This window comes from Pseudomonas sp. 2725, from assembly GCF_050434585.1.
Taxonomy (GTDB): Bacteria; Pseudomonadota; Gammaproteobacteria; order Pseudomonadales; family Pseudomonadaceae; genus Aquipseudomonas; species Aquipseudomonas jessenii.
This window is the reverse complement of record NZ_JBNDIV010000001.1, coordinates 371,071-387,426: the sequence shown is the minus strand read 5'-3', so window position 1 is coordinate 387,426 and position 16,356 is coordinate 371,071. Positions and strand designations below refer to the sequence as shown.

Sequence of the window (16,356 nt, the reverse complement as noted above, 5' to 3'; positions counted from 1 at the left end):
CGGATTATGCCTTAAGCACCGAAACTGCAAACACCACAGAAACAACTGTGGGAGCGGGCTTGCTCGCGAAAGCGGTGTGTCAGTCAACGAATGTGTTGAATATAAAACCGCATTCACGAGCAAGCCCGCTCCCACATTTTGATCGTATTTCAAGCTGGGAGAGATTGCTCCAAGGCTACTCCGGCGCCAACCAACCCGGAATACGGCGCTGTCACCAGCCACACCGGAATCCCCTTGAAGTAGTCGCTCATGCAACCCTTGTCGGCGAAGCAGCGGGCGAAACCGCTTTCGAGGAAGAAATCGGCAAAGCGCGGAATCACCCCGCCCACGATGTACACGCCACCGCGTCCACCGGTGGTCAGTACGTTATTGCCGGCCACGCGACCGAGCCAGCAGCAGAACTGCTCAAGCACTTCCACGGCAATCGGGTCGCCCGCCAGCCCGGCAGCGGTGATGGCTTCCGGTGTGTCGAGCACAGGCGTGTGCCCATCCACCGCACAGATCGCCCGATAGACACGGGGCAAGCCGCCACCGCTCAAGGCTGTTTCCGCACTGACATGGCCAATTTCGTTGAAGATGTGCTGCCAGAGTTGGGTTTCACGCGGGCTGCTCAATGGCAGATCGACGTGACCGCCCTCCCCCGGCAACGCGGCAAAACGGCCCGCGCCCAGATCGAGCAAGGTGCCGACGCCCAGGCCTGTGCCCGGGCCAATCACCACCGCCGGGCGCAACGGCTCCGGCGTGCCTTCGCAGACCACGCGGAATTCGCCGGGCTGCAGACGGGTCATGCCCAGGGCCATGGCCGAGAAGTCGTTGACCAACAACAGCTGATCCACCTGCAAGGTCTGGCAAAAGCCCTTGCGGCTCAGGCGCCAGTGATTATTGGTGAACTTGAATTCGTCGCCACTCACCGGGCCCGCCACCGACAGGCACACCGAACCGATCGAACCCGGCGCCAGCCCCAGACCATTAAGGTACAGGCTGATCGCATCGATAGGGCTGGGGAAATCTGCCGTTGCCAGCACCTGGACCGATTCCAGCTGCTGGTTTTTCCACAACGCGAAACGTGCGTTGGTCCCACCGATGTCACCGACCAAAGCCAGTTTCAATTAAGCGTCTCCAGGGCAGAAGTAAAGGCGCTGGCGCCCTGCTCCGCCGAGCTGAAGGCCATGCGCATGAAACCGAACAGCTCGCGACCGGTGCCGATGTTGTTGCCCAACAGGCCCTTGGCCGGCGTGCGCGCTGCGAATTCTTCGGCGTCCACCTTAAGCTCCAGGGTGCCTTTGACGCCATCGACGCGGATGATATCGCCCTCTTGTACCCGCGCCAAAGCGCCGCCGACATAAGCTTCGGGGCTGACATGAATGGCCGCCGGGATTTTCCCCGACGCGCCGGACATGCGCCCGTCGGTCACCAGCGCGACTTTGAAGCCGCGATCCTGCAACACACCGAGGAACGGCGTCATCTTGTGCAGCTCTGGCATGCCGTTGGAGCGCGGGCCCTGGAAGCGCATCACCGCGACAAAATCCTTCTCCAGCAAACCGGCCTTGAACGCATCGGCCAGGTCCTGTTGATCCTGGAACACCATGGCCGGCGCTTCGACGATCTGGTTTTCCACGGCCACGGCGGAGACTTTCATCACACCGCGACCCAGGTTGCCTTCCATCACCCGCAGGCCACCTTCGGCCGAGAATGCACGGGCGACCGGACGCAGGATGCTTTCGTCGAGGCTGTCGGTCACGCCTTCACGCCAGACCAGTTGGCCATTGTCGAGGAACGGCTCCTGGGTGTAGCGGCTCAGGCCGTGGCCCATCACGGTGTTGACGTTTTCGTGGAGCAGCCCGGCTTCCAGCAGTTCACGGATCAGGAACGACATGCCGCCCGCAGCCTGGAAGTGGTTGATGTCGGCTTTGCCGTTCGGGTAGACGTGGCTCAGGGTCGGCACGACTTCGGAGAGGTCGGCCATGTCCTGCCAGGTCAATTGAATGCCCGCCGCCATGGCGATGGCCGGCATGTGCAGGGTGTGGTTGGTCGAACCGCCCGTGGCATGCAACGCGACAATCGAGTTGACCAGCGAACGCTCGTCGACGATTTCGCCGATCGGCATGAAGTCGCCGTTCTGCTTGGTCAGGCGCGTGACCTGGTGCGCGGCTTCGCGGGTCAAGGCATCGCGCAACGGCGTGTTCGGGTTGACGAAGGACGCGCCCGGCAGATGCAGGCCCATGACTTCCATCAGCAACTGGTTGGTGTTGGCGGTGCCGTAGAAGGTGCAGGTGCCAGGGCTGTGGTAGGACTTCATTTCCGATTCCAGCAGCTCTTCGCGAGTCGCCTTGCCTTCGGCGTACTTCTGGCGCACATCGGCTTTCTGCTTGTTGGAAATGCCCGACACCATCGGCCCGCCCGGCACGAAGATCATCGGCAGATGGCCGAAGCGCAGCGCACCCATCATCAGGCCCGGCACGATCTTGTCGCAGATGCCGAGCAGCAGCGCGCCGTCGAACATGTTGTGGGACAGCGCCACGGCAGTGGACAACGCGATCACTTCGCGGCTCGGCAGGCTCAGCTCCATGCCCGGCTCGCCCTGGGTCACGCCATCGCACATGGCCGGCGTGCCACCGGCGAACTGACCGACGGAGCCGATTTCGCGCAGGGCTTTCTTGATCAGTTCGGGGAAGACTTCGTACGGCTGGTGTGCCGAGAGCATGTCGTTATATGACGAAACTATCGCGATGTTCGCGGAGTTCATCATCCGCAGGCTGTGCTTGTCGTCGCTGCCGCAACCGGCCACGCCATGGGCGAAGTTGGCGCACTGCAGCTTGCCGCGCATCGGACCGTCGCTGGCCGCACCGCGGATCAATGCAAGGTAGGCCTCACGCGTGGCGCGGCTGCGGGCGATAAGCCGTTCAGTGACCTCAAGGACGCGGGGATGCATGTGTAGAACTCCAGGCTAACGGATGTGGCGACCTGATTGTCTATGCTGATCAAAGGCCGGTGTCGATGGGATGACAGACGGTTTATTTGACCATTCGGACCAGTTGATTCAGGTCACTCGTTGTAGATCGAACAAAATATTGCCATCAAAAAGGCTTGTTTTCTATTTTTTTACGAATAATCTTGTAATTCCAACAACAAAACGACGGTAGCGCCGCACTATGACTCTTCGAATCGCAATCAATGGTTTTGGCCGCATCGGCCGTAATGTCCTGCGCGCACTCTATACCCAGGGCTACCGTCAGGATCTGCAGATCGTCGCCATCAACGACCTGGGCGACAGCGCGATCAACGCTCATCTGCTCAAGTACGACACCGTTCACGGCACATTCGATGCCGATGTCCAGCACGATCAGGAGAGCCTGACGGTCAACGGCGACCGCATTTCGGTCAGCGCCATCCGCAACCCGGCCGACCTACCCTGGGCCGCGGAAAAGATTGATGTGGTGTTCGAATGCACCGGTCTGTTCACCGACCGGGCCAAGGCCGCTGCGCATATTACGGCGGGCGCGCGCAAAGTGATTATCTCTGCCCCGGCCAAAGGCGCCGACGCCACCGTCGTTTACGGGGTGAACCACGACATTCTGCGCCAATCGCACCAGATCATTTCCAACGCGTCGTGCACTACCAACTGCCTGGCCCCGGTGGCCCAGGTGCTGCACCGCGAGCTGGGCATCGAAAGCGGTCTGATGACCACCATTCACGCCTATACCAACGACCAGCACCTGACCGACGTCTATCACGTCGATCCGTACCGCGCCCGTTCGGCCACCCAGAACATGATCCCGAGCAAGACCGGTGCTGCTGAAGCGGTGGGCCTGGTGCTGCCGGAACTGGCGGGCAAATTGACCGGCATGTCGGTGCGCGTACCGGTCATCAATGTATCGCTGGTGGACCTGACGGTGCAGCTCAAGCGCGAAGCGTCGGCCGATGAGGTCAATGCACTGATGAAAGAAGCCAGCCAGCACTCGAAGATCCTTGGCTACAACACCCTGCCGCTGGTCTCCAGCGACTTCAACCACAACCCGCTGTCGTCGATCTTCGACGCCAACCACACCAAATCCAGCGGCAAATTGCTCAAGGTACTGGCGTGGTATGACAACGAATGGGGTTTCTCCAACCGCATGCTCGATAACTGCCTGGCGCTGTGCAACGCAGAATAAGCAGCACGTCCCTTCCTTCTTGTAGGAGCGAGCCTGCTCGCGATGGTCGTTAACGATGAAAAGGTAGCCTGAATGAACGCGGGGCCCTTGCATCCATCGCGAGCAAGCTCGCTCCTACAGGGTGCGTGTCATTTCTGGAGCCAGCATCGATGATCGGCATCAGCTTTACGCAAAAGACCATGGCGGCGCGCAAGCGTATCGCCCTGGTTGCCCATGACCACTGCAAGGTGTTCTTGCTGGACTGGGCCGAACGGCAAAAAGACAGGCTGGCCCAGCATGATCTGGTCGCCACCGGCACCACGGGGTTGTTGTTGCAACAACGCCTCGATCTGCCGGTGCAAAGCATGATCAGCGGGCCACTGGGCGGCGACCAGCAGCTCGGTGCGCAAATCGCCGAGCAGCGCGTCGACATGCTGGTGTTCTTCTGGGACCCGTTCGAGCCACAGCCCCACGACCCGGATATCAAGGCGTTGCTGCGGGTCGCGGCAGTGTGGAACATCCCGGTGGCGTGTAACGAATGCAGCGCCGACTACCTGCTCAGCAGCCCGCTGATGGATCAGGCGCACCTCCATCGGATTCCCGATTACGCCACCTATTTGCAAGGTCGCACGTAAAGCGTCACAAATCAGTGCTTGACCACCCGAGTAGATGATAAGCATTATCATCTACTCGAAATGGATCAGGTTCTCCCGTGAGTCAGTCGCGCTTCAACCACGTTTTCCTCACCCAGCGCACCTCCCTGCTGCGCACGCTGGAGCGGATGGTCAACAATCACAGCACCGCTGAAGACCTTTTGCAGGAAACTTACCTGCGGGTGACCCGGGCATTGAGCGAACGGGCCATCGATCATCTTGAGCCCTTTGTCTTCCAGACGGCGCGCAACCTGGCGCTGGACCATTTGCGCGCACGGCGCATCCATTCGCGCACGATGGTCGATGACGTGCCGCAGGAGGTGATGCACAGCATCGCCGCCGCCACCAGCAGCGCCGAAGACGCCGCCCACGCCGAACAATTGCTGGAGCGCCTCAACGTGAGCCTCAGTGAACTCAGCGCCCGCCAACAGCGGATTTTCATCCTCAGCCGCCTGCACGGTCACAGTTACCAGGAAATCGCCGAGGAGTTGAACGTGTCCCTCAGCACCGTGCAGAAAGAACTCAAACTGATCATGTCGATCTGCATCGGGGTTGCCGATCGCTTGAACGCCAACTGAGCGCCAAGGCCCTGCGCTTACCTGGACCGACTGCGCTGATCATCGGGCTTTGCTACCCTTGGCCCACTTTTACGCTTCACTAAAAAAACAGCCGTGCACAGACACTGCCGAGGAAACACCGTGACGGACAACCACCGCTCCCCCGAGCCTTCATCGGCGCAGGACCCCGCAAGCGCGATGGACCAGGCCCTGGACTGGCTGATCGTGCTCGGCAGTCCCGACGAGGAGCAGAGCCGCCAATTCCAGGCATGGCTCGACGCCGATCCGTTGAATGCCCAGGCGTTCGCCAAGGCCCAGGCGATCTGGGACGGCCCGCAAGTGGCGCAATGCGCGCAAAGCCTGGCCGCCCGTCCGGCGAAAGTCACTGTCCTCGCCCGTCTGCGTCCGCACTGGAAACCACTGGCCACCGCCGCCGTGCTGCTGCTCGGGCTGTTCAGTTTCAGCAGTTTGCCGATGCGCCTGCAGGCCGATCACCTGACTGTGGTCGGCGAGCGCCAGCGCTTGCAACTGGAGGACGGTTCCAGGGTTCTGCTCAATACCAATTCGGCGTTCTCAAGCACCATCAACGACCAGCAACGTGTTGCCCGCCTGTATCAGGGCGAAGCGTTTTTCGAAGTGCAGGCCAATCGCGGCCAACCACTGGAAATCGACGCCGGCCCGGTCACGGCCAGCGTTCGCGATACCGCATTTGCCGTGCGTTACCTCGACGGCGTGGCGCAGGTACGGGTACAGCGCGGCGACGTCGACTTGCGCGCCACTCGGGATGACGCGCGGGTACGCTTGTCCGCCGGGGAAAGCATTCGCATCGGTCCCAACGGCTTCGACCGCCCGGCCAAGCTGGATGCCGCCACCGACCTGGCGTGGGTCCAGGGACGGCTGGTGTTCGAAAACTGCCCGCTGAACCAGGTGCTGGCAGAACTTCGCCGCTATTACCCGGGCTGGATCATCAACAACAACGAACAGTTGGCCGATGTCACCGTGACCGGCAACTACCGTCTCGATCAGCCGCTGGACGTGGTTCGCTCCCTGGCCCACATCACCTCGGCCCGGCTCCAGGAATTCCCGGCGCTGGTCATCCTGAACTGAATGAGAATTATTTTTACTCGATAGCCAAACCCCGTACGTCTCGTTATAGCCAATGCAATTGATTCGCATCTCACCATGCCAATCAGCACCTATAAAGATTCGTGCGACACGGAGCGCTATCGATGTCCCCTCGCCTTACCCGCCAAGCCCCTACACCTTCCCGCGTGCTGTCGCTGCTGACCGCCGCCATCCTGATGGCCGGTACCGCACCGCTCATGGCCGCCACCGCCACCGAGCAGTCGACCCGCAAAATGGGCGACTACTCGTTCGCCATTCCCCAGCAATCACTGGTGTCGGCACTCAATGCCTTTACCACCGTAACGGGCTGGCAGATCGGTGTGTCGTCGGAGCTGGCACAAGGTGTGGCCTCGCCGGGAGTGCGCGGTTCCCTGTCGCCGGAGAAAGCCCTGGATCGCCTGTTGGTGGGGACCAACCTGGGCTATCGCAAACTGGGCAACAACAGCATCGTTCTGGAAAAGCGCAGTGGTAGCAGCGCCCTCAATCTCGATCAGGTGACCATCAGCGCCACCCGTAACGAACAGTCTGTGAATAGCGTGCCGAGCACGGTCTCTGTCTACACTCGCGAAGATCTGGACCGCAACAACGTCAATACCATCAAGGAGCTGGTGCGCTACGAACCCGGTGTTTCGGTAGGCGGCGCAGGCCAGCGGGCCGGTATCACCGGCTACAACATTCGCGGCATCGATGGCGACCGCGTGCTGACCCAGGTCGATGGCGTGCAGGTACCCGACGGCTTCTTCAACGGCCCCTATGCCCAGACCAACCGCAACTATGTCGACCCGGAAATCGTCAAGCGTGTGGAAATCCTCCGTGGCCCGGCCTCTGTTTTGTACGGCAGCAATGCCATTGGCGGCGCCGTCAGCTACTACACGCTGGACCCGGACGACATCATCAAACCGGGCAAGGATGTCGGTGCGCGCCTGAAAACCGGTTACAGCTCCGCCGACGACAGCTGGCTGACGTCCGGCACCGTCGCCGGCCGTACCGGCGAGCTCGATGGCCTGTTACATCTCAGTCAACGCAACGGTCATGAAACAGAGTCCTATGGCGAAACCGGCGGCACTGGCCTGAACCGCACTGAAGCCAACCCCCAGGACGCTCGCACCACCAGCGTGCTGGCAAAACTGGGCTGGAATTACGCCGACGACGCGCGCCTGGGCCTGACCTATGAGCATTACAAGGACGACCGCGACACCAATCAATTGAGCGCAGTGGGCGGCCCGTTCAATGCCGGACGCGGTTTCGGCTACTACAAGTCCCGTACCGGTAACGACACGATCACCCGCGAACGCTTTGGTCTGGAACACAGCTTCGGTCTGGACAGCGCCCTGGCCGACAACATCAAGTGGACGCTGAACTACCAGATCGCCAAGACCGACCAGAGCACCGAGGAAATCTACGCGCCGCCGTCACGAACCGTGCTGCGTAACCGCGATACAACCTACAAGGACCGCCAATGGGTATTCGATGCCCAGGCTGACAAGTCGTTTGCCATCGCCGACACCGACCACCTCGTCACCTATGGCACCACCATCAAGCAGGACAAAATCACCGGCCTGCGTACCGGCACCGGCACCTGCCTGACCGTGGCCGGATCCTGCCGGGTCATTGGCGCCCCTAGTGCCACCGACACGCTGACACCCGCCAGTGACTTCCCGGACCCGACCGTCAACAGCTACAGCCTGTTCGCCCAGGATCTGATCAGCTGGGGCGACTGGACCTTTGCGCCAGGTGCCCGCTACGACTACACCGAGCTCAAGCCGCACATCACCGAAGAGTTCCTGGCCACCGCCGACCAGAGCGGCAACGGTACAGTGAGCGACGAGACCAAAACCTGGCATCGCCTGTCGCCGAATTTTGGCACCACCTACAGCTTCAACGACCATTACACCTGGTACGGCAAATACGCTGAAGGCTTCCGCACCCCGACCGCCAAGGCGTTGTACGGTCGTTTCGAAAACATCGCCGGCGGCTATCGGGTAGCGCCTAATCCTGACCTCGAACCGGAAAAGAGCAAAAGCTACGAGACGGGTTTGCGCGGCAACTTCGAGCAGGGCTCGTTTGACGTGGCGGTGTTCTACAACAAATACCGCGACTTCATCAACGAGAACGCCATCACTCCGGGCTACACCGAGACCACGTTCCAGAGCAACAACATCAAGCACGCCACCATCAAGGGCGCGGAGGTCAAGGGACGCCTGAACCTCGACGCCTTCGGCGCGCCGCAAGGCCTCTACACCCAGGGCTCGGTGGCCTATGCCTACGGTCGCAACGACGACAACGGCGAGCCGCTCAACAGCGTCAACCCGCTGACCGGCGTATTCGGCCTCGGCTACGACCAGGACACCTACGGCGGCTTGCTCAGTTGGACGCTGGTGAAAAAGAAAGACCGCGTCGACAGCACCAGTTTCAAGACCCCGGACGGCACCAGCACCCAGTTCAAGACGCCCGGTTTCGGCATTCTGGACCTGAGCGCGTTCTACAAGGTGACCGACGACGTGACCGTCAGCGGCGGCGTCTACAACCTCACCGACAAGAAGTACTGGCTGTGGGATGACGTGCGCGGCTACGACAGCGTCGGCGAAGCCTCGGTGACCCAACCGGCCAACCTCGACCGCCTGACTCAGCCGGGTCGCAACTTTGCGGTCAACCTGATCTGGGATATCTGATCCGCTCATCTCGCCTGGCGGTTTCATCAAGCCGCCCGGTGAGGATTTTTTACTGTCAGGCGCCTTCCTGTTCGTCTCGTTACCAAGCGCCTCTCTTTCTCCAAGGAATTGCCATGACTACCCAGGCCACCGAACAACGCCCCAACCTGCGTTCGCAACGTTTGAACCAGATCACCCACGAGCCGCACAGCAAGCTCGATGCCCTGGTCAAGGCTCATGCCCCGTTTGAAACCCCGGCCAATTTCGCTCGTTTCGTGGTGGCGCAGTACCTGTTCCAGTCGGAACTGGTGTCGCTGTACAACGATGCCGAACTGACCGCCATCGTCCCGGACCTGCCGGCCCGCTGTCGTGCCGAAGCAGCCAGGGCCGACCTCGCGGACCTGGACACCGACGTGCCGGCACCTGTCGCCGGTGCACTGAAGAACCCGACCAAGGCCGAGGCCCTGGGCTGGATCTTCGTCTCCGAAGGCTCGAAGCTCGGCGCGGCGTTCCTCATCAAGCGTGCCGTGGGCCTTGGCCTGAGCGAAACCTTCGGCGCCCGCCACCTCGGCGAACCGGCCGGCGGCCGCGCTGAAGGCTGGAAGAGCTTCGTCAAAACCCTGGACGGCCTGGCATTCAGCGCCCAGGAAGAAGCCGAAGTGGAAAAAGGCGCAATCGACGCGTTCAACCGTTTTACCGTGTTGCTGGAGCGGGCTTACGCCAGCGCTCCGGAAGTCGCCTGACATACCACATTCCCCTGTGGGAGCGAGCTTGCTCGCGATGACGGTATTCCAGACAGCATTACTGTCGACTGATACCCCCCTATCGCGAGCAAGCTCGCTCCCACAAGGAGCGAAGCAAATCCGTAAGATTTCGATCAGCCTCACATGTTGCCTTGAGCCCATGCCAGCCTCCTCCAGACTCTCCCGCCTCCTCTTCGGCCTGCTGGCCTATGTCAGCCTGGGCATCGGCCTGATCGCCATCGTCATACCCGGCCTGCCAACCACCGAGTTCATCCTGCTGGCCGCCTGGGCTGCGACCCGCAGTTCGCCGCGCCTGAGTGCCTGGCTGGAAAACCACCGGCTGTTCGGCCCCATCCTCCATAACTGGCGCAACGGCAAGATCATCGCGCGTAGGGCAAAAATCAGCGCCACGGTCAGCATGCTGTTGTGTGCCGGTCTGATGCTGGTAATGCTCGATCATGGCTGGCCGATTTACCTGGCGATTGCCGGCATGGGGCTGGGCAATCTGTGGATCTGGTCACGGCCGGAATCACTGCCGCAAGTCACCTGAAACCTCTTCAAACCGCCCTGTGACAGCCGACAACGGCATACTTGAAAGTACCTACTTCCTGTTCGGACTTCTCCTACGTGTTTATCAGGTCATCCATGACCGGGTTTGGCCGTTAAGCACGATGAACCCACACAATGAGAAGCTGACATGAATGTAAGTGACGCTGCATATTTTCGATTTTCGTACCCGCAAGCAATGAGGGTGAACACGGAAAACGCCCCCGAGAAACAAGTCGATGGCTCGGTAATAAATGAGCAAAGGGTATGGTCGACCATCGAGAAACTCCGGTCCCCTAGTCAGAGAGGTATCACCAGCGAAAATCTGGATGAGCTGGAGGAATTTTTAAGTGTGACCGATCCAGATAAAAAGCTTGGTGAGCTACGTCATGAGATAAAGGGTTTTAGAGGTGTAATCCTTTGGGGTAACGAATGCCGCGCAGGACTTATGCTCCGTGAAATGGAAGGGATTTACTCCGATTTCAAAAAAGATCTGCAGAGCAAATGGTCTGGCCTGGCCAATAAGCCAATGGGCTTCACCGTTACCGAAGACGGTCAACTGAAAGTCACTTCACCGCCCAACACACTGACTGCCAGGGATGAGGAAATACTGAATGCCCTGTTGAACGAGGCAAAAGGCTTGCAATCCCTGACCCTCAAGCACGCCAAGACCGTGATCGAACTGGTCAAGCGGGATAAGCCACAGTTCGAGGGCAAGGTGAAACTGGACCTGAGCAACTTCCACAAGATGGTTGACTATGGATTATTGCTGAACAAAGGCGCACTGGATCTCAGAAATTCCGACTCCTGGCTGGATCAATTGCATAAAAAAGCCGAAAAGGATCCGATCGAGAAAAAAACGGGATTGCACATCGAAGCCTGATCGACTGATAAAGCCCGGCAAAGCGGGTGTGTAGACCGCTTGCCGGGAGCATGGCTGATCTAGTTGCGCAACATGTTTTGATAGCAGATTTGAGCAAATGAAACATTCGGCACGTTGTAACCTCCCACACCCGAATTCTCTTTGTCTTGAACCTGAATAGACCAATGCCCCAGGTTGTATTCAACTTCCCACTTATAGCGATACTTGCCACTGCTGGTCCAGAAAGGATCAGACTTCAACTGGCCATAGCACCTGCCCAACTCAAGGGCTTGCGCGGCGCTACCAGTGCTGTCCGTTATAAGGTCGAACCTTTCGTCATCCCCCCCCTTGTTCAATATCAAGGTAGCTTTAGCGCCTTCGAGCGGCTGCCCTGTCGAATCCCTCAACCGGACCGACCAGTTCAAGATTCTGTGGGCCTGCGTGGTCGCCCAGTACAGCGGCAACTCACCGGCATCGCCCCGGACACGACTGTCGGCGTAGTAAGGCGCTGAGCCAAACTCGAGCGTGTAGATATCACCCGCCACGAACGGGGCGGACGGCTTCTTCGAAATGCGAACCTGAACTTCCTGATTCGGCTGCAAACCAGAAACCGTTAAGGGTGTACCCCAAGGGATTACGGCCCAGTTTCCATCGCGATTGTATTCCAGCGTCAATGCCCCGCCATTCGTCCCGCGCGAATGGATCCACACATCCTGCCCCCGTACCGCCATGAAGCGGTAATGCTTCACCTCCGTTTCGGAGGCCAGACTTTCCTTGAGGGTGTTCAGTTTGTCCGGCAGTACCGTAGCCGCCGAGGGTATTTGAGAGGCGATACCAGAAATAGCTGACGAGTTCAGAAACGACATGGCAGGAGCCGCGCCTGCCGCCAACAACATCCCCCAAAACAACAACACCGAGCGCAACCCGGTCCTTTTAAAGCAAGTAATCCACATAGAGTCTTCTCATTATTTTCTGTCAGATGCCGAAAGCCAAAGCTTCCGGAAGTGTTCCACCGAGGTGGCATCTGCATTGAAACGTCCTGCCGTTTATGAGAAGCGGTACATATGTATTTTGTGAATTTCATTCAGGCGCTTCGAGACCGGCGTCCCTGATGCCCCCTGAATTCACCCCGCGCTTTTTCCTCTTTTTATCCCCATTTTCGGCACATTTTTCTGCGCAAACGTTCAACAACTACCGCTCGTCGGGTTGCCCCTCATGTAACCTCTTCGCCACGCCGATGTGCATTGATCGGCGCTAAATGGATTTAGCGAGTGAGCCACAACGGCCCACAGCCAACACTTCATCCATTCGCGAGCTCGCCCTATGTTCGACTCACTGTCCATTCGCCTGAAAATCGTCCTGCTGTCCGGTCTGTGCCTGCTGGGCGTAGTCGCCTTGATAGTGGGTATGAACATCTACCAGACCAATCAGAACGATGATCTGGTCAGCGATTCCAGCAGCAGAATGCTCACTGCCAGTGTGCAGGACCTGCTCCAGGCCAAGGCCGCCGAGCAGGCGGTGCGGGTGCAGAAGACGTTCGGTGAAACCCTGACGGTGGTGACCGCCCTCGCGGACCAGATCCAGGACATGCGCAACCTGGCCGCCAAACGCTCCCTCGAGCCCGGCGTCTTGCGAGAAGAGTTGAACCAGAGTCTGAAAACCGCCTTCGAGCGCAACAGCAAAGTGCTGGGCATTTGGCTGGCGTTCGAACCCAATGGGCTGGACGGCAAGGACAGCGAATTCGTCAATGACGCCGCCCGCCAGTCCAACGAGATCGGCCGTTTCGCCACGTACTGGAGCCGCGCCGGGGGTGAGTCGCTGAACACGATCATGGTCGAAGAAGACATGACCAAAACCACCCTGAACCTCAGCGGCACGCCGTACAACGTCTGGTACACCTGCCCGCGGGACAGCAAGCGCATCTGCCTGCTCGACCCGTATGCCGATACGGTCGGCAACAAGGAAATGTTGATGACCACCATTTCCGTACCGCTGCTGGTAGATGGCAAGTCCATCGGCGTGGTCGGCATCGACATCGCCCTCGACGCCCTGCAAGCGGCGGCGGTCGACTCCCAGCGCGACCTGTTCAACAGTGCCGGGCACATGCTCATCGTTTCCGGCACTGGCGTGCTGGCCGCCTACAGTGTCGACGCCGGCAAAGTCGGCAAGAACATCGGCGACACCCTGGGGGGCGATGGCAAGGACATCCTGCAGTTGCTCGCTAGTGGCGCGCCGAAGATTCTCCAGCAAGGCGACCTGATCCGCGCGGTGTACCCGGTCAGCCCGATTGCCGATGCCAAGGCCTGGGCCGTGGTGATCGACCTGCCCAAACAAGTGCTGCTGGCCGACTCAGTGAAACTGCAAGCGGTACTCGACGATGCCCAACACGGCGGCACGATCAAGGCACTGTCGGTGGCAGTGATTGCCGGTGTGATCGGTCTGCTGCTGATGTGGCTTACCGCATCCGGCGTGACCCGCCCGATCAACAGCGTGGCCGACATGCTCAAGGCGATTGCCAGTGGCGACGGCGACCTGACCCAGCGCCTGCACTACAGCAAGAAGGACGAGTTGGGCGAACTGGTGAGCTGGTTCAACCGCTTCCTCGACAAGCTGCAACCGACCATCGCGCAGATCAAGCAAAGCATCACCGATGCCCGTGGCACGGCCGACCAGTCTTCGGAAATCGCCCGCCAGACCAGTGAAGGCATGCAGGTGCAGTTCCGCGAAATCGACCAGGTCGCCACCGCGTCCAACGAAATGAGCGCCACCGCCCACGATGTCGCCAACAGCGCCTCGAACGCGGCCAACGCGGCGAAAGGCGCCGACCAGTCGGCCCGCGACGGCATGCAAATCATCGAGCGCAGCACCCGCGACATCAATCAACTGGCCGAAGAAGTCAGCAAGGCTGTGACCGAAGTCGAAGCCCTCGCGGTCAACAGCGAGCAGATCGGTTCGGTGCTGGAGGTGATTCGCAGCATCGCCGAACAAACCAACCTGCTGGCGCTCAACGCCGCCATCGAAGCCGCCCGTGCCGGTGAAAGCGGTCGTGGTTTTGCGGTGGTCGCCGATGAAGTGCGCAACCTGGCCAAACGCACCCAGGACTCGGTGGAAGAAATTCGCCTGGTGATCGAGCGCATCCAGAGCGGCACCCGCGGCGTGGTCGCCACCATGCACTCAAGCCAGACCCAGGCCCACAGCAACGCCGGGCAGATCCAGCAGGCCGTCCAGGCCTTGGGCAAGATCAGCGATGCAGTCACCGTGATCAGCGATATGAACCTGCAAATCGCCAGCGCCGCCGAACAGCAAAGCGCCGTCGCCGAAGAGGTCAACCGCAACGTCTCGGCGATCCGCACCGTCACCGAAACCCTGACCGGCCAGGCCACCGAATCGGCGCAGATCAGCAGCCAGCTCAACTCCCTGACCACCCATCAGATGAAGTTGATGGATCAGTTCCGCGTTTAAAGAACCTACCGAAGATCCCCTGTGGGAGCGAGCTTGCTCGCGATAGCGGACTGACATTCAACATTGATGTCGACTGACAGTCTGCTATCGCGAGCAAGCTCGCTCCCACAGATGGATTTCATCTGACCTCAGGTTTTTTGATCTAAGATCGGGCTCTCGCTCCGGAGGGCTCTTCAATGACTGATCTGCTCACGTCCATTCAAGCCGTACTCGGTTTGCCTCACACCCCGATTCCATTCACGTCCAGTGGCGCCCTGCCCTCGGCGTTTGCCGTCACTGATCTGGCCTGCGTCAGCATGGCCGTCGCCGGCCAGGCTGCCAGCGAACTGCTGCACCAACAAACCGGGCGCCTGCCCGACCTTGAAGTTGACCGACGCTTGGCGTCATTCTGGTTCGCAACCTCGATTCGCCCGCTTGGCTGGAGCGTTCCGCCGTTGTGGGACCCGATCGCGGGTGACTACGCCACCCGCGATGGCTGGATTCGCCTGCACACCAACGCGCCCCATCACCGCGCCGCTGCCGAAAGCGTGCTCGGTGCCTGTACCGACCGCGCAGCGATGGCCGACAAAGTGGCTCGGTGGGCGAAAAGCGATCTGGAACAGGCTGTGGTCGATGCCGGTGGCTGTGCCGCCGAAATGCGCACCTGGGAACAATGGCAGGTCCATCCTCAAGGCCAGGCGGTAAACGTCGAACCCTTGATTCAATTCGCCAACAACCCAAGCCAGAGCCGCCAACCGTGGTCAGGTTCAGTGGCTCGACCACTGGCTGGCATCAAGGTGCTGGACTTGACCCGGGTACTGGCCGGCCCCATCGCCAGTCGCTTTCTGGCAGGCCTGGGCGCCGATGTCCTGCGCATCGACCCGCCGACCTGGAACGAACCTGGAGTGGTGCCGGAAGTCACCTTGGGAAAACGCTGTGCGCGTCTTGATCTGAACGACAAGTCCGACCGCGCCGTATTCGAATGCCTGCTCAAGGACGCCGACATTCTGCTTCATGGTTATCGTGCTGATGCACTGGAACGACTTGGACTGGGCATGAATGAGCGCCGGCAACTGAACCCGGGCCTGATCGATGTTTGTCTAAACGCCTATGGCTGGAGCGGCCCCTGGCAAAATCGGCGGGGCTTCGACAGCCTGGTGCAGATGAGCAGTGGCATTGCCGAAGCGGGCATGCGCTGGAAGCAGTCGGACAAACCGACGCCATTGCCGGTGCAGGCCCTCGATCACGCCACCGGGTATCTGATGGCGGCCAGTGCGATCCGGTTGTTGGCGCAGCGGTTGAGCGACGGTATCGGGGGTTCGGCGCGATTGTCGTTGGCGCGTACGGCGAGGTTGTTGATCGAGCATGGGGCGGGGACGAGTGAAGCGTTACGTGCGGAAGATGAGCAGGATCAGGGGTTGATGGTGGAGCAGACACCCTGGGGACCGGCGCATCGGTTGCAGGTGCCTCTGAAGATCACAGGAACGCCTCTGCAATGGACCTTGTCCGCGACTGAACTGGGTTCACATCCCGCACAGTGGTGGTGACAGTCATATCGCCATCGCGAGCAAGCTCGCTCCCACAGGTGACCGAGACCTTCCGAGAGACCGCGATCAACTGTGGGAGCGAGCTTGCTCGCGATAGC

The 16,356-nt window shown here is 60.2% G+C and carries 13 protein-coding genes and 1 pseudogene; 11 read left to right on the top strand and 3 right to left on the bottom strand.

Features of this window, described 5'->3' with window-relative positions:
- Positions 1-149 precede the first annotated feature (149 nt).
- A complete protein-coding gene (locus ABIE16_RS01795; RefSeq protein ID WP_429520452.1) occupies positions 150-1,109 on the bottom strand; it encodes a glucokinase in 960 nt (319 codons plus the stop codon).
- On the bottom strand, positions 1,106-2,932 hold the full coding sequence (gene edd / locus ABIE16_RS01790) for a phosphogluconate dehydratase (protein ID WP_057713545.1): 1,827 nt from the start codon (positions 2,930-2,932) through the stop codon (positions 1,106-1,108). Before edd ends, ABIE16_RS01795 begins: the two co-directional genes overlap by 4 nt.
- 220 nt (positions 2,933-3,152) lie before the next feature.
- Between edd and gap the strand changes: the two genes are divergently transcribed.
- The 8 genes from gap (at position 3,153) to ABIE16_RS01750 (ending at position 11,291) form a co-directional block, all read left to right on the top strand.
- Complete coding sequence (gene gap / locus ABIE16_RS01785; RefSeq protein WP_007974423.1) at positions 3,153-4,154, top strand: type I glyceraldehyde-3-phosphate dehydrogenase; 1,002 nt, start codon at positions 3,153-3,155, stop codon at positions 4,152-4,154.
- Between the two features lie 149 nt (positions 4,155-4,303).
- Positions 4,304-4,768: a methylglyoxal synthase gene (locus ABIE16_RS01780; protein WP_429520451.1), complete on the top strand. Its 465-nt coding sequence runs from the start codon at positions 4,304-4,306 to the stop codon at positions 4,766-4,768.
- A gap of 77 nt (positions 4,769-4,845) precedes the next feature.
- Positions 4,846-5,364 carry an RNA polymerase sigma factor gene (locus ABIE16_RS01775; RefSeq protein ID WP_057713542.1) on the top strand — a complete coding sequence of 173 codons (519 nt, stop codon included), beginning with the start codon at positions 4,846-4,848 and terminating at the stop codon, positions 5,362-5,364.
- Between the two features lie 120 nt (positions 5,365-5,484).
- Positions 5,485-6,450, top strand: coding sequence for a FecR family protein (locus tag ABIE16_RS01770; RefSeq protein ID WP_429520450.1), 966 nt, complete (start codon positions 5,485-5,487; stop codon positions 6,448-6,450).
- A 122-nt stretch (positions 6,451-6,572) separates the two neighbouring features.
- The gene (locus ABIE16_RS01765; protein ID WP_429520449.1) at positions 6,573-9,140 is read left to right on the top strand and encodes a TonB-dependent receptor; all 2,568 of its coding nucleotides are present in this window, start codon (positions 6,573-6,575) and stop codon (positions 9,138-9,140) included.
- A gap of 113 nt (positions 9,141-9,253) precedes the next feature.
- Positions 9,254-9,862 (top strand): biliverdin-producing heme oxygenase, encoded by a 609-nt coding sequence (locus ABIE16_RS01760; protein ID WP_218494300.1) that lies wholly within the window; start codon positions 9,254-9,256, stop codon positions 9,860-9,862.
- A gap of 160 nt (positions 9,863-10,022) precedes the next feature.
- Positions 10,023-10,412, top strand: coding sequence for a YbaN family protein (locus ABIE16_RS01755; protein ID WP_429520448.1), 390 nt, complete (start codon positions 10,023-10,025; stop codon positions 10,410-10,412).
- Between the two features lie 147 nt (positions 10,413-10,559).
- Entirely contained in the window at positions 10,560-11,291 is a 732-nt protein-coding gene (locus tag ABIE16_RS01750; protein WP_429520447.1) for a hypothetical protein, read from the top strand.
- A gap of 59 nt (positions 11,292-11,350) precedes the next feature.
- Here ABIE16_RS01750 and ABIE16_RS01745 read toward each other — a convergent pair whose 3' ends face one another.
- Positions 11,351-12,136, bottom strand: a complete 786-nt coding sequence (locus tag ABIE16_RS01745; protein WP_429520446.1) for a hypothetical protein — start codon at positions 12,134-12,136, stop codon at positions 11,351-11,353.
- 457 nt (positions 12,137-12,593) lie between these two features.
- Between ABIE16_RS01745 and ABIE16_RS01740 the strand changes: the two are divergent.
- The 3 genes and pseudogenes from ABIE16_RS01740 to ABIE16_RS01730 all read left to right on the top strand — a co-directional run.
- Positions 12,594-13,826: pseudogene (locus tag ABIE16_RS01740) on the top strand (chemotaxis protein); the annotation flags it as partial.
- Positions 13,827-13,976: 150 nt separating this feature from the next.
- Positions 13,977-14,732, top strand: coding sequence for a methyl-accepting chemotaxis protein (locus ABIE16_RS01735; RefSeq protein ID WP_371319450.1), 756 nt, complete (start codon positions 13,977-13,979; stop codon positions 14,730-14,732).
- Between the two features lie 176 nt (positions 14,733-14,908).
- Positions 14,909-16,258 carry a CoA transferase gene (locus ABIE16_RS01730; RefSeq protein ID WP_429520445.1) on the top strand — a complete coding sequence of 450 codons (1,350 nt, stop codon included), beginning with the start codon at positions 14,909-14,911 and terminating at the stop codon, positions 16,256-16,258.
- Positions 16,259-16,356 lie beyond the last annotated feature (98 nt).